Below are 20,545 nucleotides of genomic sequence, written 5' to 3'. Positions count from 1 at the left end.
AGATGCGCACCATGCCGGGGCTTTCGGCCTCACCTGCTGCCCAGAGCATAGACATAGACGATGACGGCCAGATCGTGGGGCTCTTTTAGGGTGTAGGCCGGGCTCCGGTCTACCAGAGCGGACCGTCGCCGGCGTTGCGTACGAGGTTCGCCGCTTCGGTGCGGTTCCGCACGTTGAGCGCCCGGTAGGCACCGCGCAGGTGCTGTTTTACCGAGGACTCCGAGAGGTGGAGTCTTCCGGCTATCTGGGCGTTGGTGAGTCCTTCGGCCACAAGCTCCAGTATCTCCCGCTGACGAGGGGTCAGCTGCGGCAGCTCGCGAGGGCGGTCCTTACCGTCATCTAGTGCCAGGGCTTCCAGGATGTTACGGGGGACGGCCAGCTCGCCCCGGGCGATCACGTCGAGGGAGCGGAAGATCTGATCCGGGCTCATCCCGGCGTGTATGAAACCGCGGACCCCCCGCTGGAGGGCCAGCCGGGCTAGGGGGAGGTCCAGCTGCACGCTCAGGAGGAGGGTCTTCGCTCCGGGGGCTCTCTCATGGACGTGATCCAAGCCCCGGTTGAGATCGTCCACGTTCTCGGCGCAGAGGATCACGAATGAGGGATTCTCACCCAGAGGGGGCTCCTGTCCCGCGTATACCCGGGCTCGCGGGCTCAGGGCCTTTACCAGGCCGGCGCGCAGCAGAGGGTAAGAGCAGCTGATCCAGACCCTGCCGAGGGGTCTGGACCGGCGGTCCGACCTGGATTCCATGGGGTGCCCGTCTTCCTTCCTCCGTCCCGGTGCCGCTCCGGGGCCCTGCGGGGCCCTCCGGATTCGGACATATCCAAAGTACTAGCACTTTAGCATGGGGAGCTTGAGACCGCCAGGTATACGACCGGACGTTTTGTAGGCATATCTGTGCCAACCTCTCTTGTAGCGCCGGTGCTAGCTACCTAGATTCCCTTACGCAATCGCTCGGAAAGGCGTTTCCGGCGGCCGTTCGGAGCGATAGAGGCGAGTCGACGGGAGGGTGATGGCTGATACGGTCAGGGAGTCTGGGAAGCCCGGCATCTCCGGGCGCGTAGCGGTACTCGTTCCGGCCTACAACGAGGAGTCCGTTCTCGACCGGACGCTCAAGGCCGCCGTCCGGGAGGTGGGGGCGGAGAACGTCTATGTGGCCGATGACTGCTCGCGGGATCACACGCGGCGTATCGCCGCGTTCTGGACCGGGGGCAACGTATACACAGCGCCCGAGAACCAGGGCAAGGCCAGAACCCTCAAGGCCACGATAGACCACTTCGCGCTCGCCGGGCGTTACGAGGGGATCTTCATCCTGGACGCGGACACCTGGCTTGCGCCCGGACACATAGCGGCTCTGGAGCCGGAACTGAAACCCGGCGTCGCTTTCGTGATCGGGCGGATAGAGTCCCAGCGCGTGGCCTGGAACTTCTGGGTGGCGTACCGGGGATTCGTGATGTGGCTCTACAACGCCATCATCCGGACGCCGCAGAACGTTCTGAACGTGATAAACGTCCTGCCGGGCTCCAGCGTCCTGCTCAGCAGCGAGGCCGTAAAGGGCATCGACTGGGACCGGGCTGCGAAGCTGGTGCTGGACGACTTCTCGATGCTCTGCGACGTGTGGTACGGTAGACTGGGCGAGATCAGATACCTCCACGATACCCCGCCGGCGCTCGTGGCCGAGCCCCTGACGTTCGGGGCTTACCTCAAGCAGACCTACGGGCGCTGGTGGCCCGGCATCTGGCAGACCATGCGCGACCGCAGGATGTTCTTCAGGACCGACTGGTTCTCGGTCACCAACAACCTGCAGATCCTCTCCTGGGTCTGGAGCGCGGCGATGCCTCTGGTGTTGATCCCGTTCCTGCTGTGGTTGATCGGTACGAGCTGGTGGTGGCTTGTAGGGGGGATGATTCTGACGTATCTGGCCTACATGTACGTTCTGGGGGGCCTCTACGCCTACCACAAGAGGCGGCCCGCGGCGCTGGTGTTGCTGCCGGGCTTTCTGGCACTGGCGTACGTGGAGTCGGTGCTGTTCGCACTCGCCTATTTCAGGTCTTTCAGGCTCAAAGAGGGCGGGCGGTGGACCAGCCCGGAGCGCTCCCGGGGATAGGGGGCGGAAAACCTTGCGGTCTCTCTGTGGCCGCTCTGATTTGTGGCGGATGTACGGAAGGGAGGTTTTGAGGATATGTACGGAGGGCTTCTTCCCGCGACCGGCGGGTTCCTGCTCAACCCGCTGCGGGTGCTCTACCTGCTCATAGCGCTGGCCGTGTTCGGCGGCGGTTGGCTGGCGCGGAAGCTGGGGCGTTGAACCGGGCCGGAGCGCCTCTCTAGCGCCCCAGCCGGTTTCGGATTGCGTTCCAGTATCCGGGCGCTTCTCCCCCGATATGCCAGACGGATATGCCCCCGATGCGGGGGTGTCTGTCGACCAGCACGCCTAGCTTACGGTCGATACTCAGGGGGGTCTGGAAGTAGACGGTGCGTCCGCCGGCGTAGTTGAAGTAGCGCTCGCCGGAGGCGTGGGCGCGTATGGTGGGCGAGTGGCCGTCGATAATCCGGCGCACGTCGGCGTGCACCAGGTCTCTGGCGCTCGTCCCCCGCCACTCCCGCGCGTAGAAGGGGAGCCCCATGCGGATCTTGCGCGGCGCTATCTGCGTTTTCGCGAAGGAGAGCACCTCGTCTATCCACCAGAGGGGGGCGGCCGGGCCTGCGCGGGAACCGTCCCAGTGGTAGTCGTAGAGCATGATCTTCACCTTGTCGGCGGCCTGGCCGATGCGCTTCCAGTCCTGGGCCCGCGCGCCGCTCCAGTGCCCCGGCTCGGAGGTCTTGGGGTGTACGGCTACGGAGAGCCGCTTGCCCCGGGCGTGCAGGCGGCGTGCCAGATCTTCGACGAAGAGAGAGAACCTGTTCCTGTCGGAGGCGCGGAGCAGCTCGTAGTCCAGGTCCAGCCCGTCGTACCCGTTCTGCACCGCGAGCTGCACGAGCTGCCGCGCGTGCCGCTCGCGCGACTCCCGGCTCTGAAGCATCCGGCTGACGCGGTCGGGGTCGAATTCGTTGGAGACCAGCGGCATGACGGCTAGCCCCTCCCGGCGGGCGAGGGAGAGGAGCCTGGGGTCTTCGGCCCACTCGTAGGGGCGCACGGCCCCGCCCGGCTTGAGAGCGTACCAGTAGGGGTTGACCTCGTCGATCAGGTGAGAGCGCAACCGGAGCGAATCGTAGTCCGAGATGCCGGACGTTCCCCACCCCGGATACCACACGGAGACCTCGTACCGGGCGGCGGCTCCGGCCGGCCCGGGCTCGCCGAAGAGCAGGACGGTCATGGAGAGGGTGAACACACCAGCAAATATGATACGCCTGAGAATCGCCACCCGGAACCTTCCCGCGGCCCTCCGTGTCCTTAGTAGGTATCGGCACGGAGGGCCGCGGACTTTAACGGGCCGGGCGGCCCTTCAGGAAGTCCGGGATCTCGCGCACGCGCCGGCGCCCGAGAGCGTCTTCGCAGATGATCTCCAGATAAGACATGTGCTCGTCCATGACCGCCTCTATCCCGGGCATCTCGCCCCGCATCAGAGCGGCGAGGGTGCGCTCGTGGATCTCCACGGCCCATGCCCGATCCTCGGTGGTGCGCATCGCCATCTCCAGCGCCGGGATCAGCTCCCGCCCCAGATCCCTCATCATCCGCTCCAGATGGGGGTTGCCGGCAGCACGCCACATCCGCCGGTGGAAGAGCAGGTCGGCCTGCACGATCTTGCGCCAGTCCCCCTCCTCCGCCGCAGCAGCCTCCAGATCTATCGCCCGACGCATAGCCTCAAAATGCTCCCGCCCGGCCCGTAGCGCCGCCAGCTGAGCCACGCGCGGCTCAACGGCGCGCCGAGCCTCCAGCACGGCGAAGATCTCCTCCGCCCGCCACTCCGGAGCTCCCGCCTCCAGCAGCCGCTCCGGAATCCAGACGGAAGCCACCCGGGCCCCCCCGCCCCGCCCGGGACGTACCTCTATGACCCCGGCCTCAGCCAGCTCCTTCAACGCCAGCCGCACCGTCGGCCGGCTGACCTGCATGCTGGATGCCAGCTCCCGCTCCCCGGGTAGCAGATCTCCCTCACGCAACTCCCCCGCCCGAATGCGGTCCACCACCTGACCCACCACAGCCTCGAACGCCCGGCGCGTCCTTACCGGCTCGAAGAGATCACCCCCCCTGCGCCCGGCCTCCGACATTCCGCCCCGGCCCCCTCTTTCGGTAAACTACACTAACATTTTCGGTAATCTTTGTTTACAATTAGTAATGGTAACGGGGATGGGCCCGGGACGCAAAGGGTGCGATAAGCGAAGGGAGTCATGGGATGGTGGAGAGAAGGACGCCCCTCTTTGATTTCCACCGGCGTTCGGCGCGGAGTCTGGTCAAGGGCGGCGGGGAGTACATGTTCCCTTCCTCCTACACTTCGCCGGTTGAGGAGCATCTGAATGTCAGGAGAAACGTTGGGATGCAGGATCTCTCCACGATGGGGGAGATAGATGTGAAGGGGCCTGGGGCTGAGCGGCTTTTGAGGCGGCTGCTTGTCAACGAGGTTCAGGACATGCAGCCGGGGCAGCTGAGGTACTCCACGATGTGCAATGAGGAGGGGGGCATCGTGGATGATGTGACGGTCTACAAGTTTGACGAGGAGCACTTCATGGTGGTTGCGAGCTCCGGGCCGCGTCTTAAGAGCTACCGCTGGGTTTCGGAGCATGCTGTGGGCACGAGCGCCTACGTCACCGACATGACGGCGGCTATCGCCTTGTTCTCGGTGCAGGGGCCTCTCTCCAGGATGTATCTGAAGACGGTTGTCGAGGGAGTTGACCTTGATGCCCTGCGCTTCTTCCGGTTTGCTGCGGGGGTGATCGGGGGCGTTGAGGTCATCGTGTCGCGCTCCGGCTACACGGGGGAGCTTGGCTACGAGCTCTATGTGCCTGCGGATCAGGCCGGGGGGCTCTGGGAGAGCATTCTGGCGAGTGGCCGGGAGTTTGAGCTGAGGCCTTACGGGGTTGAGGCGATGCAGTCCTTGCGGATAGAGAAGGCGCTGCCGCTCTACGGGCCGGACATAAGCGAGGAAGAGACGCCCTTTCATGTGGGGCTTTCGCGCTGGATCCGCTTCGACAAACCCCACTTTATCGGGCGGGAGGCCTTGCTCGGGGTACAGGAGCGAGGACTGGACAGACGCTGGGTGGGTTTGATCCTGGAGAGTGAGGTGCCGGCCTCTCATGGGGACGGGATCTACGCCATCGGGGACGTTGCGACCTTCAGGGAGGTGGTTGAGACCGGCTCTGAGGCGGGAGAGTACGAGGATGAGCTGGCGCCCGGGGAGCGGCAGGTCGGGCGTGTGACCAGCAGCGCCTACGGTCCCTCGGTGGGCAAGGTGCTGGCTCTCGGGTATGTGGAGACGGCGCACTCTTGGCCCGGGAATAACCTGATCGTGCAGATGAACGGCCGGCCCATCCCGGCACGCGTCGTCCAGACCCCCTTCTTCGATCCGGAGAATGCCCGCATCTACGCAAGGCCCGAGGACGACGAACGCCGCGCCGGACCCGCGCCGCCGCCCGCCGCCTTCTCGCCCGACCGCAACACCGCCGGCAGGTAGGGAAGGACATGGCTGTAAACTACTCCGGCCACTACGACGCCATCGTGGTGGGTGTGGGAGCGATGGGCAGCGCCACCGCCTACTACCTGGCGAGGAGGGGCAGGCGGGTTCTGGGACTGGAGCGGTTTGGCATCCCGCACTCCATGGGCTCCTCCCACGGCCACACGCGCATCATCCGCCTCGCCTACTACGAGCATCCCTCCTACGTGCTGCTCCTCAGAAGGGCCTACGAGCTGTGGCGGGAGATAGAGCGGGAAGCGGGCGAGCGACTGCTGTACATAACCGGCTCCATAGACGCCGGGCCGGAGGACTCCTGGGTATTCAGGGGCTCGTGGGAGTCGTGCAAGCTGCACGACCTGCCGCACGAGGTGCTCACCGGCGCAGAGCTCAGACGCCGCTACCCCGCCTACAACCTGCCCGCCGATCACCTCGCGCTGCTTCAGCCCGAAGGCGGCTTCCTCACCCCCGAGAGGTGCATCGTCTCCTACGTTATGGCCGCACAGGAGAAGGGAGCCGAGATCCACGCCCACGAAAGAGTGCTTGAGTGGGAACCCCTCGATGAGGGCGGGGTGCGGGTTCGCACGCAAAGGGGATCCTACGAGGCCGAGAAGCTCGTCATCACCGCCGGGGCGTGGGAAGGTTCGCTGGTTGACGCTCTGGGGCACCTCGCCGTGCCCGAGCGGCAGGTTCTGGCCTGGCTGCAGCCCACCCGCCCCGAGTTCTTCCGGCCCCATACCTTTCCCGTGTTCAACCTGCTGGTGGAGGAGGGACGCTTCTACGGCTTCCCGGTCTTCGGCGTTCCGGGCTTCAAGTTCGGCAAGTACTTCCATCTCAACCAGACCGGAGGCGCCGACGAGATCGACCGCGATCCCCACGACTACGACGAGCAGCTGCTTCGCCAGTTCGCCGGGCGGTACTTCCCCGAAGGGTGCGGCCCCACGATGAGCCTCGCCGTGTGCATGTTCACCAACACCCCCGACCACCACTTCATCCTCGATCTGCACCCGGAGTATGAGCAGGTGGTTCTGGCCTCGCCGTGCTCCGGGCACGGCTTCAAGTTCGCCAGCGTGATCGGGGAGATACTGGCGGATCTGGCCGAACGGGGCATGACCCGCCACGACATAAGCCTCTTCCGCCTCGACCGCTTCGGGCCCCTCCCCGGACGGGCCGCCGCCCGGAGGGAATATCGCGGCCGGGAGGAGATCGCCCCGAACGGCCGGGCGCGGGCCTTCCCGCGCCCCCGGAGGGTGCGCCCGTTCTGGTAGAGCCTAGCCCCTGAAGCCCTCTAGCCCGATCCGCCGCAGATCCCCCTCCGGAACCCCCCTCCGGACCCGGATCTCCAGCACGCCCTCCCGCAGCCAAGCCCGGGCCGTGCTCTCGTCGTAGCCTTCCGGCAGATCCACGGTATGCCGGAATGTGTCGTAGCCGAGATCTCGCACGTCGTAGACGGGGACATCCTCCCGGCCGGCCCGCCGGATGCCGGAGATCGCTATCACCCCCCGCCGGAAGAGCGCAACGTCTACATCCCCCGGCTCCACACCCGGAAGCCCAGCCCGGATCACAAACTCCTCCCCCTCCTCCCCCAGCTCAACTCCAGACCCGAACTCCTCACCCCGCATGACCGCCATACCGCGGTCCATCTCGCGTACCCGCTCTACTAGCCACCGTACCGGATTGAACACCGTACCGCCCTCCCGTAACTGGATGCCGGATGTACAACTCTGTATACTGACTCTGGCCAGATTATAGACATACAGGTCTGTCTAGCGAAGGGGGGATTTCGTGACGGGCGTGAAGGGGATTACGGAGGAGGGTTCGTCGCCGGCGGAGCGGCTTCTCGGGGCTGCGGCGGAGCTCTTCTACCGGGAGGGCATAAGGGCGGTTGGGGTGGATACGGTCGTGGACCGGGCCGGGGTTGCCAAGATGACCCTCTACAACAACTTCGGCTCCAAGGACGAGCTGGTTGCGGCCTACCTGAGGGCTCGGGACGAGCGGTGGCGTGCGTGGCTGGAGGAGGCTTCGGAGGGCCGGAGCACGCCGCAGGAGCGGCTCCTGGCGGTCTTCGATGCTTTGGAGAGCTGGATCGAGGGAGAGGGCGGGGACTTTCGCGGCTGTGCGTTCATCAATGCGACCACGGAGATCGCCGACCCCAACCATCCGGCGCGCGTGGTGGCCCGGGAGCACAAGGAGTGGATGCGCGAGCACTTCGTAAAGCTGGCCTCCGAAGCCGGGGCCCGGGACCCGGAGGAGCTGGCGGATCAGTTCGTCATCCTCTTCGAGGGGGCCATCGTGACGGCCGTTACCCGCGGGGATACGGAACCGACGCGCAAGGCCCGGGCGGCGGCCGAGTCGCTGCTGGCGGCAGGCGCCGGGGACGCAGGCGAGCGTGTAGAATAACCTGTTGTGGAGTCCGCTAACGCTGCAGGCCGCAGGAACACCTACGTGCAATCCGTCGACCGGGCGATCTCGGTGATGGAGTTTCTCTCCCGGCGCGGCTGGTCCGGGGTGACCGAGATCGCCAACGAGCTCGACATCCACAAGTCCACCGCCTACCGGCTGCTCACGACGCTCAGAGACCGGGGGCTGGTGGAGCAAGACGCCGCCACGGAGAAGTACCGGCTGGGGTTCGGGCTGGTGCTGCTGGCCAGTTCGGTGACGGCGGAGCTGGACCTCATGCGCTGTGCCCGATCCGTCTGTGAGCGGCTCAGCGACGAGACCGGGGAGACGGTCACCCTCGCGGTCCTCGAGGACGACGACGCGGTGGTCGTCCACCAGTCGATCTCGCGCTCCTCCGCCCTGAACGTGGACTGGACGGGCCGCCACACGCCGCTGCACGCGACCGCCGCCGGCAAGCTCTTCCTGCTCAACATGCCCGAGGATCAGCGCCGCCGCATCCTGAAACGGCCGCTGGAGCGCTACACCGAGCGCACCATTGTGGACCCGGCCGAGCTGGAGAGACAGCTCGCCGAGGCGGAGGAGCGGGGCTACGCCTACACCGTCGAGGAGCTGGAGGTGGGGCTGAGCGCCGTGGGAGCCCCCATCCGCTACTCCGACGGCCGGGTCGTGGCCGCCGTGAGCGTCTCGGGGCCCGCCTTCCGGCTGCCGGAGGAGCAGCTTCCCGGGCTCGGAGAACGGCTGAAGCGCGCCGCCGACGAGATATCTCACTGCCTCGGCTTCCGGAAGTAGAATTCTCCGTTGCCCCGCTTCCCCGGTTCTGGTAAGTTATCAAAACTGATAATGTGTCGCGGTATAAGCCAGGGACGGGAGGGAGCGTGTCTCGGTACGGTTCGGCGGCGGAGTATTTCGATCACATCTCGCGCAATCTGGACCCCGAGCGGGCCCGGGGTATAAAGGGGACCTATCTCTTCGACATCTCCGGGGCCGGCAAGTGGACCGCGGATTTTCGGGACGGCGAGGTCACCATTGAGGAGGGTGAGACGAAGGAGCCGGAGTGCACGATCATGGCCGGCGAGGAGGACTGGCTGAGGCTGGTCTCCGGCGAGCTGGACCCGATGAGCGCCACGATGTCCGGCAAGCTCCGGATGAAGGGCGACATGAGCAAGGCGATGCAGCTGCAGAAGATCCTGTAATGCCGGCGGGGCGGCCCCGGCCGCCCCGCCGCGCATCGTTCACTCCAGGCTCACGACGACCGTCTTCATCTCGGTGAACGTCTCCATCGGGTACCGCCCGCCGACGCGCCCGATGCCGGAGGCGGAGCCCGAGCGTCCGCCGAAGGGAAGGTGGCTCTCCCAGTGGTTGGAGGAGGCGTTGATATTGACCCATCCGGTCCGCACCCGCTCGGCGAAGCGCAGCCCGCGTACCAGGTCCCGGGTCCACACCGCGGCCAAGAGACCGTAGGGCGAGCCGTCTACCGTTCTGAGGGCGTCCTCCTCGCTCCGGATGGCCGTTACCGGGGCAACGGGGCCGAAGGTCTCCTCCTGCGCGACCTGCATCTCCTCCGTGACGCCCTTGAGCACGGTCGGGCGGTAGTAGAGGCGGGTCGGGAACTCCTCCGCCCGCGCGCCGCCGGTCACGAGCTCCGCCCCGCGCTGGAGCGCGTCGGTGACGTGCCGGTCCATCTTCTGCGCGGTCGGCTCGTTGTTCATCGGGCCCAAGGTGGTCTCCGGGGCGAAGGGGTCGCCGAGCCGGACCTCGTGCTCCACCGCCGCGGCCAGCTTCTCCAGGAAAGCGTCGTGCACCCGCTCGTGCACCAGGAAGCGCTCCCCGGCGGTGCAGCTCTGCCCGGCGCACAGGAAGGCGGAGGTGAGGCTCGCCTTCACGGCGGCGTCCAGGTCGGCGTCGTCCAGGATCACGACCGGACCGTTGCCGCCCATCTCCAGCAAGAGCTGCTTCCCGGCGGCCCGCCGCGCCACCTGCCGGCCGGTCTCGACGGACCCGATAAACGCAACGGCGTGCGTGCCGGGGTTGGATGCCACCTCGTCTCCCACCACCGGTCCCTGTCCGGTGATCATGTTAAAGAGCCCGGCGGGCAGGCCGGCGTCCACGATGCATTCGGCCAGCTTCACGGAGCAGACGGAGGTGGAGGGTGCGGGCGTCCAGACCACGGCGTTCCCGGTCGCCAGCGCCGGGGCGATGACCTCGGCGGGCATGGTGTAGGGCCAGTTCCAGGGCGAGATCACGCCCACCACCCCGCGCGGGACCCGGTAGAGCAGGACGCGCTTTCCGGCGTCCACCGAGGGCGGCAGCGCGCCGTCGAACCTGGTGGTGTCGGCTGCGGCCTGACGGAAGTAGACGATGAGCTCGTCCACCTCGTCGTAGGCTTCGGCGGCGAGAGGCTTGCCCTGATCCAGGGTGAGCGTCCGGGCCAGCTCCTCCCGGCGCTCCCGGATTATCTCCGCCACGCGCTCCAGCGCGGCGGCGCGTTCGAACGCCGACCGGGCGGCCCACGCCGGCCAGGCGCGGTTCGCGGCGGCTATGGCGCGCCGCACGTCCTCGCGGGTCCCCTCGGGGACGGTTCCTATCCTCTCCCCGGTCGCCGGGCTCGTGGCCTCCATGCGGGCTTCGGAGGCGATCCACTCGCCCGCCACGTACATCGGGTAGTCCCGTACCTGTATCTGCATCACTTCCCCCTGGAGAAGGCGTTGCGGTAGATCTCGGCGTAGTCGCCGGGCGTCACCGGGCGCGGATTGCCGATCGTCTGCGGGTCTTCGTAGGCGATCTTCGCCAGCAGCGGGATCTCGTCCTCCGAGAACCCGAGCTCCCGCATCGTCGGGATGCCCACGTCCTCGGTGAGGCGGTAGATCTCCTCTATCCCGGCCGTGGCCGCCTCCTGCGGCGACATGCCGTGCGTGTTGACGCCCATCGCCTGGGCGATCCTGGCGTAGCGCTCGGGCGCGGCGGGGGCGTTGAACTCGCAGACCGGCCCCAGCACCCGGGCGGTCAGCTCCCCGTGCGGGCAGTCGTGGACGCCGCCGGCCGACTGGCTCATGGCGTGCGCCGCGCCCGCGCTCTCCGTGCCGTAGGCCAACCCGCCGAAGGTCGCCGCGTGCGCCAGGTTCGTGCGGGCCTCCAGGTTGCTCCCGTCTTCGACGGCCACCCGCAGCCACCGGGCGACCAGCTCTATGGCCGCCAGGGCCACCGCGTCGTTGAACGGCTGGTGGTAGTCGCAGGTGTAGCACTCGATCCCGTGCGAGAGGGCATCCATCCCGGTGGCGGCGGTTATCCGGGGCGGCAGCCCGAGCATCAGCACCGGGTCTATGAGCGCGACGTGCGCCCCGATGAGCGGGGTGCCGCCGACGTTGAACTTGATCTTCCGCTCGTGGTCCGTGATCACCGCCCAGAGCGTTACCTCGCTCCCGGTCCCGGCCGTGGTCGGGACGGCCACCAGCGGCGGGATGCGCCGGGTAATGGGCGTCCTGCCGTACTCGTACTCGGCGATGGAGCCGCCGTGCGAGACCACCACCCCTACGGACTTCGCCGTGTCCATCGAGCTGCCGCCGCCCAGGGCGACCAGCCCGTCACAGCCCTCCTCGCGGTAGGCCGCGCTCGCCTCGCCGACGAGCTCGATGTCCGGGTTGGCCCGCACCCGGTCGAAGAGAACGGCGTCTTCCAGGTGCTCAAGAGCCTCGTCCGCGATGCCGGCGGAGACTATCCCCCGATCGGTGACGAGCAGCGGGCGCCGCACGCCCAGCTCCGCCACCAGCCCGCCCAGGCGGCTTATCGCTCCGGGCCCGTGCACCATGCGGGTCGGGATCTCCACGGTGCGGACGGACGCTGCCTCTACGCTCATCCCGCCTCCTTCTCCATGTCATACGCCCGGCCGAAGCGCTCCAGCGCCTGCCGCCGGGGCCTGAGATACTGCTCGGGCGTTCCCTGTTGCTCCAAGAAGGAGATCGCCCGCTCCATGAGAGCGCGCCCCTCCGCCGGGCGCGACCTCCAGATGTCGTTCTGCTCGCCCGGATCCTCCACTACGTCGTAGAGCTCGGGCGGCTCGTCCGGCCCGCCCAGGATAAGCGTCCGCTCCGGCGTGGTGACGGTGAGCGGCATGTAGCTCGCCACGCGCCGGGGCCGGGAGTCCACGGCACAGGTGATCTCACCCTCCGCGAAGTACAGCGGCCAGGAGCTGATCACAAACTGCCGGTGCTCCTCCCGCTCGCCCCGCAACACCCCCAGAAACGACGCACCCTGCACCTCCGGCGGCGGCTCGACCCCGGCCAGCTCCAGCAGCGTGGGGAGCAGGTCCGGCGCGGCCGTCATCGCCCTGCGGCGGCCGGGCTCGACACCGGGGACGCGCGCTATGAGCGGCACGTTCGTGAGCTCCCGGTACAGCGGCGACCAGCCTACGGTCAGCAGCCACGAGCGGGGCAGCCAGTCCGGCAGCACCGAGTCCTCGGAGACCGTGGCTCCCGGGTCGTGGACCCACTCGGCCTTCCCGAAGTAGCCGTGCTCCCCGAAGTAGAAGCCGTGGTCCGAGAGGAAGAAGACGGCCGTCTTCTCCCTCAGGCCCAGCACGTCCAGCTTGGCGAGCAGACGTCCCACCCAGAAGTCCACCATCGTGACCTCGCCGCAGTAGGTCGCGTGCGCAAGCGCCACGTCGTCCTCGGTGAGCCCCGCTTCCCGCCACTTCCCGTACGCCGGATAGAGCTGCTCGCCGCCGTAGTCCGGACGATAGAGCTCGGTGTAGTAGGGGGGAGCATCCCAGGGCTCGTGCGGGTCCCAGGTGTCCACGTACAGGAAGAACCTCTCCCGGTAGTGGCGCTCCAGCCAGCGCTCGGCCTCGGTCATCGTGCGCGCCACCAGCCGGTCGGCCTCCTCCCGCCAGACGGCACGGTAGTCCGCGCGCTCGTGCGGGCGCGTGTCATCCCCCTGTCCCCGGACCCAGATGAAGTCGTCGAAGCCCCGGTCGTAGCCGAACCCGCCCCGGACGAAGAACGGCGTGTCCACCACACCCATCGTCAGGTACCCGGCCCTCGAAAGCAGCTCCGGGAGCGTCGGCAGATGCCGCGGCAGCGGCTCCCAGCCCATGAACGTGTAGGAGTGCAACCCGGTCAGGATGTCCGCCCGGGCGGGCATCGTGGGGAACGAAGAGACCGTGTGCCCCTCAAACACCACACCCGAACGCCCCAGCGCGTCCAGATTCGGGGTGCGGATGTACGGGTTCCCGTACACGCCCAGATGATCCCGGCGGAAGGTGTCCGCCACGATCACCAGGATATTCATCTCAGCAACAGACATAACCCCTTCTCCCGCGTCAGACAATCTTTCTTCAAACTACCAACGCAGGAGAGGCGGCGCCCGCCGCCCGGCCAGATACTGCGCCCCATAGAGCTGACCCCGGCTCCCCATGGCCCCATGCGCCCACCACAGAAGACGTGCCGGCCTCTTCAGAATGAACCTCAGAGCCACACAACGCCGGCAGGCGAAGCGATGCCCCAAAGCCAAAACCCGCGGGAGAGGAAAGACAGACCACCGCCCCTCTCCGATCCGCTCGGAGCCCGCAGCGACGGTGCTCACTCTCCCTCTGTTGCGCATAACGAATCTGTACCTTCTTACACAACAAATATCATATCGGGCACCGTGCATCAATCCGTAGTCGGCCCGCCTGAGAATTCTCCGCCCCGTTCCTGTATTCTGTAATCGAAGGTGTGGGTAGGTTGTGCTGTACGCAACCAGTTGTATAATGTAAAATACCGGTTGGGAGAAGGGTATCATTGGTGTGAGGCTTTTCCTTTCGACAGGCGGTTCTGGGTGAGTGAGATCCGCTCCGACGTAATCGAGGAGGCCCGGCGTGTCGTTGGGGAGGCGGAGCGGCGGGGATTGAGTTTGCGTCTGCTGGGTGGGGTGGCGGTCCGGCTGCGTTCCGGGAACGGTTTGCCGCCGGTATTTCGGCGGGAGTATGCGGATCTGGACTGGATCTCTCCGAAGAAGACCTCGGCGGAGGTGCAGAGGTTCTTCGAATCTTTGGGCTATGTGCCGCAGGTGCGGTTCAATGCCCTTCACGGCCGGGAGCGGCTGCTCTTCTTCGACGAGGAGCATGGCCGGCAGCTGGACGTTTTTATCGGGGCGTTCAGGATGTGCCATGAGATCTCCTTCGGTGAGCGGCTCGCGCTGGAGCCCGTGACCATTCCTCTGGCCGAGCTGCTTCTGACCAAGCTTCAGATCGTCCAGCTCAACGAGAAGGACGTCAGGGACGCGCTGGCGCTGCTGCACGATCACCCCGTGGAGGAGAGGGACGGGGATGCCGTAAACGCGGCGCGCATAGCGGAGCTCTGTGCTGCAGACTGGGGGCTCTGGCGCACCTTCACCGCCAATCTGGAAGCTCTCGGGGAGTATCTGGAGCGCTACGATCTGTCGGTGGAGGGGCGGGAGCGCATAGAGGGGCGCATCCGGGCTCTATTGGAGCGCATCGAGCGGGAGCCCAAGAGCTTCGGTTGGAAGGTACGGGCCGCCATCGGGGAGCGCAAGCGCTGGTACGAGTTGCCCGAGGAAGTAGAAGGAGGCCCATAGAAAGATGATCTTCTCGCGGCTCTTCTCCCGCAAGCCCTCCGTCCGGCTCTTCTTCGCCACGGACATCCACGGCTCGGAGACCTGCTGGAGGAAGTTTCTCAACTCCGGCAAGCACTACGACGCCCGGGTACTCGTGCTCGGCGGCGACATGACGGGCAAGGCGCTCGTTCCGATCGTTGAGGAGGGTGGGGGCCGCTGGCGCGCCGAGCTGCTGGAGATAAAGCGGGAGTTCGAGAGCGAGGACGAAGTCAAGGAGTTCGAGGAGGTCGTCAGGCGCCGGGGGTACTACCCGTTCCGCACCACTCCGGACGAGCTGGCCGAGCTTCAGGCCGACGAGAAGAAGCGCGACGATCTCTTCCACAGAAAGATGCTCGGGCGGATAGAGCGCTGGATGCGGATGGCCGACGAGCGGCTGGACGGCAGCGTGGAGTGCTTCGTCTCGCCCGGCAACGACGACCAGTTCGAGGTGGACGAGATCATCGCCGCCGCCAAACGGGTAAAGCTGGCCGAGGGGCGGGTCGTGGAGTTCGGCGACGGCTTCCAGATGGTCTCCACCGGCTGGTCCAACCGCACGCCGTGGAACACCTACCGGGAAGAAGACGAACCGGAGCTGCTGGAGCGGCTCCGGAAGATGACCTCCCAGGTCACTGCGCCGCCTGAGAAGACGGTCTACAACTTCCACTGTCCGCCCTATGGGTCGGGCCTCGACGACGCGCCCGAGATCACGGCCGACATGCGGCCCAAAGACGCCGGGCGCTCCACGGTGCCGGTCGGCTCGACCGCCGTGCGGCGGGCCATAGAGGAGGGGCAGCCGGCGCTCTCTTTGCACGGGCACATCCACGAGGCGCGGGGCAACACGCGCCTGGGGCGTACGCTGTGCATCAACCCCGGCAGCTCCTACGAGCAGGGGCAGCTGCTAGGGGCGGTCGTGGATCTGGACGGGGGAGAGAAGGTCCGGCGGTTCGTCCTCACCAGCGGATAGAAGGAGGAAAGGGAATGGCAAGTCAAGGTGCCGCGGGGGATCTCTTCCAGAGGAAGGCTACCGGTCTTCTGCGCGGCTGGTCGGTGCGGGACGCGTTCATCTACGCGGCGTTCTCCATCAACCTGATAACCCTGGGTCTCTTCATCTTCTCCTACGCGCCCTTCATCCCGGAGGGATCCCTGATTCTGGCCGTGCTGCTCTCGGGCTTCTACCTGGTCTTTCAGGCCGTAACCTACGCTTCGCTCATCGCGGTCATGCCGCGTGCGGGCGGGGACTACGTGTGGCAGAGCCGCATCCTCGGTGGCGGGATCGGGTTCGTGCTGGCGGTGACGGGCTGGTGGTTCATCCTCTGGCACTGGGTGCCCATCTACGCCAACATCCTCAACGTCGAGGTCGTCGCCCCCGTGGCGTACATCCTGGGAGCGAACGGGGTGGCCGAGTTCTTCAACGGCTCCGGCGGGCTCTTCGCGGCCTCCATGTTCGTCGCCGTCTTCGCCTCGGTCCTGATCTCGCTCGGCATGCGCACCTACGCGAAGATCCAGAAATTCTGCTTCTACGTCGGGCTTGTGGGGCTGGCGCTGATGCTCGTCCTGCTGGCCGTTCACTCCAACGCGGACTTCGTTGCGGCCTTCAACGAGAAGGCTCAGGCGATGTTCGGTGTGGACGACGCCTACGAGCGGACGCTTCAGGCCGGCGGCGCTGAGTTCCCGGCCGCCGCCGCTTTCTACCCAACCCTGCTCCTGATTCCGATGGTCGTCTTCTTCAACCTGTGGTCCAACTGGGGTGCGACGCTCTACGGTGAGGTGCGGGGAGCCTCGGACTTCCGCAAGAACATCTACGCGATGGGCGGGGCCCTCATCTCGACGACGGTCGTTGCGGCCATCATGCTGCTGCTCTTCGCCCGGACCTTCGGCTGGGACTTCTACTACGCGGCCAACAACGCCTACTGGGCCGGCGAAGGGGTGATCCCGGCCTGGCCCTACCCGGGGCTGCTCGCGGCGTTCTTCTTCGACAGCCCGGTACTGCAGCTCCTGCTGGTCGGGCTCCTGTCGCTGTGGTTCTTCGGCTGGTGTGGGACGGTCTTCCTCTCCTCCACCCGGGTGGTCTTCGCCACGGCCTTCGACCGGGTGCTGCCGGAAGCGGTCTCCAGAACCTCGCGCAACGGTGTGCCGTACGTGGCTCTCCTGCTCATGTTCATCCCCTCCATCCCCATCAGCTACTTCTACGCTTTCGGAGAGGAGTTCGCTACCTGGACGCTGAACGCCACGCTGGTCATCGCCACCACCTTCCTCGGCTCGGCGATCGCCGCAGCGGTGCTGCCCTGGCGCAGGCCCGATATCTACAACGCCTCCCCGATCTCGCGCTACACCGTCTTCGGCATCCCGCTGGTCACGGTGGCGGCCGTCATGTTCGCCATCTTCCTGCTCTTCTGCCTCTACCAGTGGATCTCCCGGGACGTGTACGGCATCAACAACGAGGCTTCGTTCATCTACCTGGGTATCCTGTACGGGATAGCGATCGTCGGCTACATAGCCTTCAGGATAATCCGCCGCCTGCAGGGGATAGACCTCAAGATGGTCTACGGCGAGATCCCGGAGGAGTAACCCCGGATCTCGGGTGCCGGCGGTAAGGAGGGCGGGATATCCCGCCCTCCTCTATCACCGGGGGTGTTGCCGGAGCGGAGCCACGAATCTATGCCCGCCTCCAGCACGGGTGCGGCCGCCCGGTGGATTGCCACCTCCCGGCCGTCGAGCGCGTACCGGACCCCTGGCGGCAAAAAGTGGAATACTGCGCCCGGAGCGGTCGGGCTCCAGCTCTGCGATGATGTCCTGAACCTCGAAGAAGACTTCGAAGCGGGTGGGCCGGGTTGGCCGGTGTGCGAAGCGATGCGCCGCATGGAGATCCAGGATGCAACTCAGAGCAGCCCGCCAGCCGCAGATACGTTCTGCGAGACAGCCGGTATGTCGGTGCTCTCTGGTGTTGGCTCTCTAGTCGCTCCGGCTGCGGCGCAGGAGCATTGGCTGTCCCGGCTTTCGCCCACATCCTCCAAGGAACTCTCGGGCAGGCAGGCTGCGGCAGCCTGGGTGCGGCTGGCCCGCGGCCAACACCTACGTCGCTTGCTCTCGTCCCGTGCGGCGGGTGAAACAGAAGACGATGATGTTTTTCTAGCTCCTGAAGGCGAGTTTACGACGGCCTCGACTTGCCGGAGGGACAGCGATTGCCACGGGGCGTGTTGGGCTTGCCGTTGTGTCTCATATAATGGAACTTGTGCGGCTAATTGCTGTGCTCCATGCGCTTTCGCTTGTCGCAGCGGGTGGACTTGTTTAGGCTGCGTGTTGGTAGGGTGCCCGGCGTGTATGTCGCTCAACCGGTGTTGTCGCAGGAGGGAATGCCGGTGGCGTGAAGCGTGCGCATAAGGAATTATATTCACTATGTCGAACCAGAGAGAACAGCAATTCTCCGCCAGGATGAGATCACTGTGGGCCACTCTGCGTCCCCTCTTCGACCTCGCATGGATCGCATTAGCGATAACCCTGGTAGTTCTGGCATGGGACAATACCGCAGCGGCCACGGGAGAGGTGCCCATGCGGATCTTCCTCGTCGGTTGGGGGGTGGCTGCCGTTATTCTCTCGATCGAATCTCTCTTCAGGGATTTCATGTCTCGCTGGAGGCAGGACCGAGCGGAGCGCCGGCTGCTCCCGGCAGTGCACTATGTGGTAATAGGGGTGGTGATTGGTCTCGCCGTTGGCACCACCGACTGGACAGACTTACAGTTCGCCGGGGACCGTCAGATGTGGTTGCAGCCGGTGTTGACAGTTCCATTGTTACTGGGCTACTCTGGCTACCTTCGCGGCTTACAACGGTCCTCAAGGAGCAGGTCGTAGCCGGGAGTAGCTGCCGCCCGATAGGAGTAGGAAGGGTCTTGAATACCGTCCGGCAATATTTTTTAGCGCTCTGGCGCCAGGCGCTCCCCGGAAACGCCTCTATATGAGCCGGCTATGAAGGTCCGGCCGCTAGTTACTCGCGCAACCCGCTCGGGTAGAATGGGGCACTAGCCTGCCATGTCGTACAGCCGAGGAGGTTCGCAGTGACGCAGAAGGACCGGGCAACCCTGGGGGTAGACTTCTGGCACGAGCTCGCGCAGCAGCTGCGGGCGGACAGTGTGCGTGCGGCCGGGGCGGCCGGATCGGGGCATCCCACCTCCTCTATGTCCGCGGCCGACCTGATGGCCGTGCTCCTGAGCAAGTACCTGCGCTACGACTTCGACGACCCGGAGAACCCGGCCAACGACCACCTCGTCTTCTCTAAGGGCCATGCCTCGCCGCTGCTCTACTCGTTGTACAGGGCTGCGGGAGCCATCTCCGACGAGGAGCTGCTCTCGTTCCGCAAGTTCGGCAGCCCGTTCCAGGGTCATCCGACCCCGGCAATAAAGTGGGTGGACGTGGCGACCGGCTCGCTCGGTCAGGGGCTCCCGATCGGCGTCGGTATGGCGCTGGCCGGCAAGCACCTGGAGGGAGCCTCCTACCGGGTCTGGGTGCTCTGTGGCGACTCCGAGATGGCCGAGGGCTCGATGTGGGAGGCCGTCGAGCACGCCGCCTACTACGGGCTCGGCAACCTCATCGCCATCCTGGATATGAACAGGCTGGGCCAGACGCGGGAGACGATGTACGGCTGGGACGGCGGTGCCTACGAGCGGAGGGTGGGCGCCTTCGGCTGGCACACGATCCAGGTGGACGGCCACGACCCGGAGGAGATAGACCGCGCCTACGCCGCCGCGCTGGAGGAGCAGGACCGGCCGACCATGATCATAGCCCGGACGAAGAAGGGCCGCGGCGTCTCCTTCCTGGAGGACCGGGAGGGCTTTCACGGCAAGCCGGTAGACCCCGAGAAGGAGGAGCAGGCCGTAGAGGAACTGGGCGGCGAGAGGAACCTGGTGGTCGAGGTCCGCAAGCCTGAGGAGGGTGCCGGCCGCGCCGTCGAGAAGGGGCTTTCGGACGAGCTAAAGCTCCCGGCCTACGAGGTGGGCGAGGAGGTCGCCACGCGCGCCGCATACGGCGACGCGCTCAAGGCGCTCGGAGCCGCCCGGCGGGACGTGGTGGCCCTCGACGGCGAGGTGAGCAACTCCACCTACTCCGAGAAGTTCGCCGAAGCGCATCCGGAGCGGTACTTCGAGATGTTCATCGCCGAGCAGCAGATGCTCGCGGCCGCCGTGGGCCTCAGCGTGCGCGGCTATGTGCCCTTCGCCTCCACCTTCGCGGCCTTCCTGACCCGGGCCTACGACTTCATCCGCATGGCGGCCATCTCCGGGGCTAACCTGCGGCTCTGCGGCTCGCATGCCGGGGTCTCCATCGGGGAGGACGGCCCGTCTCAGATGGGGCTCGAAGACCTGGCGATGATGCGGGCCGTGCACGGCAGCGCCGTCCTGCACCCGAGCGACCCCAACCAGACCGCGCGGCTCGTGGCGCAGATGGCCGACCGGGAGGGCATCAGCTACATCCGCACCCTGCGCCCGAAGACGCCCGTCCTCTACTCCGCCGGCGAGGAGTTCCGCATCGGCGGCAGCCGGGTGCTGCGCGAGTCCGATGAGGACAGGGTGACCATCGTCGCCGCGGGCATAACCGTCCACGAAGCGCTCAGAGCCGCCGATGAGCTCCATGATGAGGGTGTCGCGGCCCGTGTGGTGGATGCCTACTCCATCAAGCCCATAGACGCCGCTACGCTCAAGGCCGCGGCGCAGGCGACCGGCGGCCGGGTCGTCGTAGCTGAGGACCACTGGCCGGAGGGCGGCCTGGGCGAGGCGGCGCTCTCCGCGCTCGCCGGAAACGGGGAGCTGGAGTTCCGGCATCTGGCCGTGAGCGGCATGCCGGGCTCGGGCTCGCCCGGGGAGCTCATGGACGCCGCCGGGATCAGCGCGGGGCACATAGCGAACGCCGCGCGCGAGCTGCTGGCGAAGTCCCGATCCGCCTGAAGCGGAGGGGCACAGTCCGAGGG

19 protein-coding genes are annotated in these 20,545 nt (G+C 66.5%); 12 read left to right on the top strand and 7 right to left on the bottom strand.

The features are described from left to right. On the top strand, nt 1–89 hold an 89-nt coding region (locus E0L93_RS16555), incomplete at its 5' end, for a formate--tetrahydrofolate ligase (RefSeq protein ID WP_132688798.1). 20 nt (nt 90–109) lie between these two features. Here E0L93_RS16555 and E0L93_RS03950 read toward each other — a convergent pair. Beyond that, the gene (locus E0L93_RS03950) at nt 110–748 is read right to left on the bottom strand and encodes a response regulator transcription factor (RefSeq protein WP_132688719.1); all 639 of its coding nucleotides are present in this window, start codon (nt 746–748) and stop codon (nt 110–112) included. 262 nt (nt 749–1,010) lie between these two features. On the opposite strand from E0L93_RS03950, the gene E0L93_RS03945 reads away from it, so the two are divergent. Together E0L93_RS03945 and E0L93_RS16400 are read left to right on the top strand one after the other, a co-directional pair. Further along, nucleotides 1,011–2,105 (top strand): glycosyltransferase family 2 protein, encoded by a 1,095-nt coding sequence (locus E0L93_RS03945; RefSeq protein WP_132688716.1) that lies wholly within the window; start codon nt 1,011–1,013, stop codon nt 2,103–2,105. Nucleotides 2,106–2,180: 75 nt separating this feature from the next. Next, nucleotides 2,181–2,303 carry a hypothetical protein gene (locus E0L93_RS16400; protein WP_279387437.1) on the top strand — a complete coding sequence of 41 codons (123 nt, stop codon included), beginning with the start codon at nt 2,181–2,183 and terminating at the stop codon, nt 2,301–2,303. Between the two features lie 19 nt (nt 2,304–2,322). Here E0L93_RS16400 and E0L93_RS03940 read toward each other — a convergent pair whose 3' ends face one another. Beyond that, nucleotides 2,323–3,360 carry a glycosyl hydrolase family 18 protein gene (locus E0L93_RS03940; protein ID WP_132688713.1) on the bottom strand — a complete coding sequence of 346 codons (1,038 nt, stop codon included), beginning with the start codon at nt 3,358–3,360 and terminating at the stop codon, nt 2,323–2,325. Nucleotides 3,361–3,421: 61 nt separating this feature from the next. Then, nucleotides 3,422–4,204 carry a FadR/GntR family transcriptional regulator gene (locus tag E0L93_RS03935; protein WP_132688711.1) on the bottom strand — a complete coding sequence of 261 codons (783 nt, stop codon included), beginning with the start codon at nt 4,202–4,204 and terminating at the stop codon, nt 3,422–3,424. Nucleotides 4,205–4,329: 125 nt separating this feature from the next. Here E0L93_RS03935 and E0L93_RS03930 point away from each other — a divergent pair, with 125 nt between their 5' ends. After that, a complete protein-coding gene (locus tag E0L93_RS03930) occupies nt 4,330–5,604 on the top strand; it encodes an aminomethyl transferase family protein (protein ID WP_132688708.1) in 1,275 nt (424 codons plus the stop codon). 8 nt (nt 5,605–5,612) lie between these two features. Next, a complete protein-coding gene (solA, locus tag E0L93_RS03925; RefSeq protein ID WP_132688706.1) occupies nt 5,613–6,869 on the top strand; it encodes an N-methyl-L-tryptophan oxidase in 1,257 nt (418 codons plus the stop codon). A gap of 3 nt (nt 6,870–6,872) precedes the next feature. Here the strand turns inward: solA and E0L93_RS03920 are convergent, their stop codons facing one another. Then, nucleotides 6,873–7,286, bottom strand: coding sequence for an Hsp20/alpha crystallin family protein (locus E0L93_RS03920; protein ID WP_132688703.1), 414 nt, complete (start codon nt 7,284–7,286; stop codon nt 6,873–6,875). Nucleotides 7,287–7,386: 100 nt separating this feature from the next. On the opposite strand from E0L93_RS03920, the gene E0L93_RS03915 reads away from it, so the two are divergent. From E0L93_RS03915 to E0L93_RS03905, 3 genes are all read left to right on the top strand, one after another. Continuing rightward, nucleotides 7,387–8,001, top strand: a complete 615-nt coding sequence (locus E0L93_RS03915) for a TetR/AcrR family transcriptional regulator (RefSeq protein WP_132688702.1) — start codon at nt 7,387–7,389, stop codon at nt 7,999–8,001. Nucleotides 8,002–8,046: 45 nt separating this feature from the next. Then, nucleotides 8,047–8,790 carry an IclR family transcriptional regulator gene (locus tag E0L93_RS03910; RefSeq protein WP_132688794.1) on the top strand — a complete coding sequence of 248 codons (744 nt, stop codon included), beginning with the start codon at nt 8,047–8,049 and terminating at the stop codon, nt 8,788–8,790. Between the two features lie 86 nt (nt 8,791–8,876). Beyond that, nucleotides 8,877–9,194: an SCP2 sterol-binding domain-containing protein gene (locus E0L93_RS03905; protein WP_165874144.1), complete on the top strand. Its 318-nt coding sequence runs from the start codon at nt 8,877–8,879 to the stop codon at nt 9,192–9,194. Between the two features lie 39 nt (nt 9,195–9,233). Here E0L93_RS03905 and E0L93_RS03900 read toward each other — a convergent pair whose 3' ends face one another. Genes E0L93_RS03900 through E0L93_RS03890 form a run of 3 tightly spaced genes read right to left on the bottom strand, consistent with a single transcriptional unit; the run spans nt 9,234 to nt 13,299 of the window. Continuing rightward, nucleotides 9,234–10,685: an aldehyde dehydrogenase family protein gene (locus tag E0L93_RS03900; RefSeq protein ID WP_132688699.1), complete on the bottom strand. Its 1,452-nt coding sequence runs from the start codon at nt 10,683–10,685 to the stop codon at nt 9,234–9,236. Next, nucleotides 10,685–11,854 (bottom strand): iron-containing alcohol dehydrogenase, encoded by a 1,170-nt coding sequence (locus E0L93_RS03895; RefSeq protein WP_132688697.1) that lies wholly within the window; start codon nt 11,852–11,854, stop codon nt 10,685–10,687. Before E0L93_RS03895 ends, E0L93_RS03900 begins: the two co-directional genes overlap by 1 nt. Further along, nucleotides 11,851–13,299, bottom strand: a complete 1,449-nt coding sequence (locus tag E0L93_RS03890; protein WP_132688696.1) for a sulfatase — start codon at nt 13,297–13,299, stop codon at nt 11,851–11,853. Before E0L93_RS03890 ends, E0L93_RS03895 begins: the two co-directional genes overlap by 4 nt. 513 nt (nt 13,300–13,812) lie before the next feature. Between E0L93_RS03890 and E0L93_RS03885 the strand changes: the two genes are divergently transcribed. The 4 genes from E0L93_RS03885 (at nt 13,813) to E0L93_RS03870 (ending at nt 20,522) form a co-directional block, all read left to right on the top strand. Further along, nucleotides 13,813–14,571 (top strand): hypothetical protein, encoded by a 759-nt coding sequence (locus tag E0L93_RS03885; protein ID WP_132688694.1) that lies wholly within the window; start codon nt 13,813–13,815, stop codon nt 14,569–14,571. Between the two features lie 4 nt (nt 14,572–14,575). Further along, entirely contained in the window at nt 14,576–15,553 is a 978-nt protein-coding gene (locus tag E0L93_RS03880) for a metallophosphoesterase family protein (RefSeq protein ID WP_132688693.1), read from the top strand. A 14-nt stretch (nt 15,554–15,567) separates the two neighbouring features. Next, the gene (locus E0L93_RS03875) at nt 15,568–17,157 is read left to right on the top strand and encodes an amino acid permease (RefSeq protein ID WP_132688691.1); all 1,590 of its coding nucleotides are present in this window, start codon (nt 15,568–15,570) and stop codon (nt 17,155–17,157) included. A 1,484-nt stretch (nt 17,158–18,641) separates the two neighbouring features. Beyond that, nucleotides 18,642–20,522, top strand: coding sequence for a transketolase (locus E0L93_RS03870; protein ID WP_207890312.1), 1,881 nt, complete (start codon nt 18,642–18,644; stop codon nt 20,520–20,522). Nucleotides 20,523–20,545: the final 23 nt, after the last annotated feature.

The organism is Rubrobacter taiwanensis (assembly GCF_004337705.1).
In the GTDB taxonomy this organism is placed as follows: domain Bacteria; phylum Actinomycetota; class Rubrobacteria; order Rubrobacterales; family Rubrobacteraceae; genus Rubrobacter_C; species Rubrobacter_C taiwanensis.
This window is presented reverse-complemented; position numbering and strand designations above follow the sequence as displayed.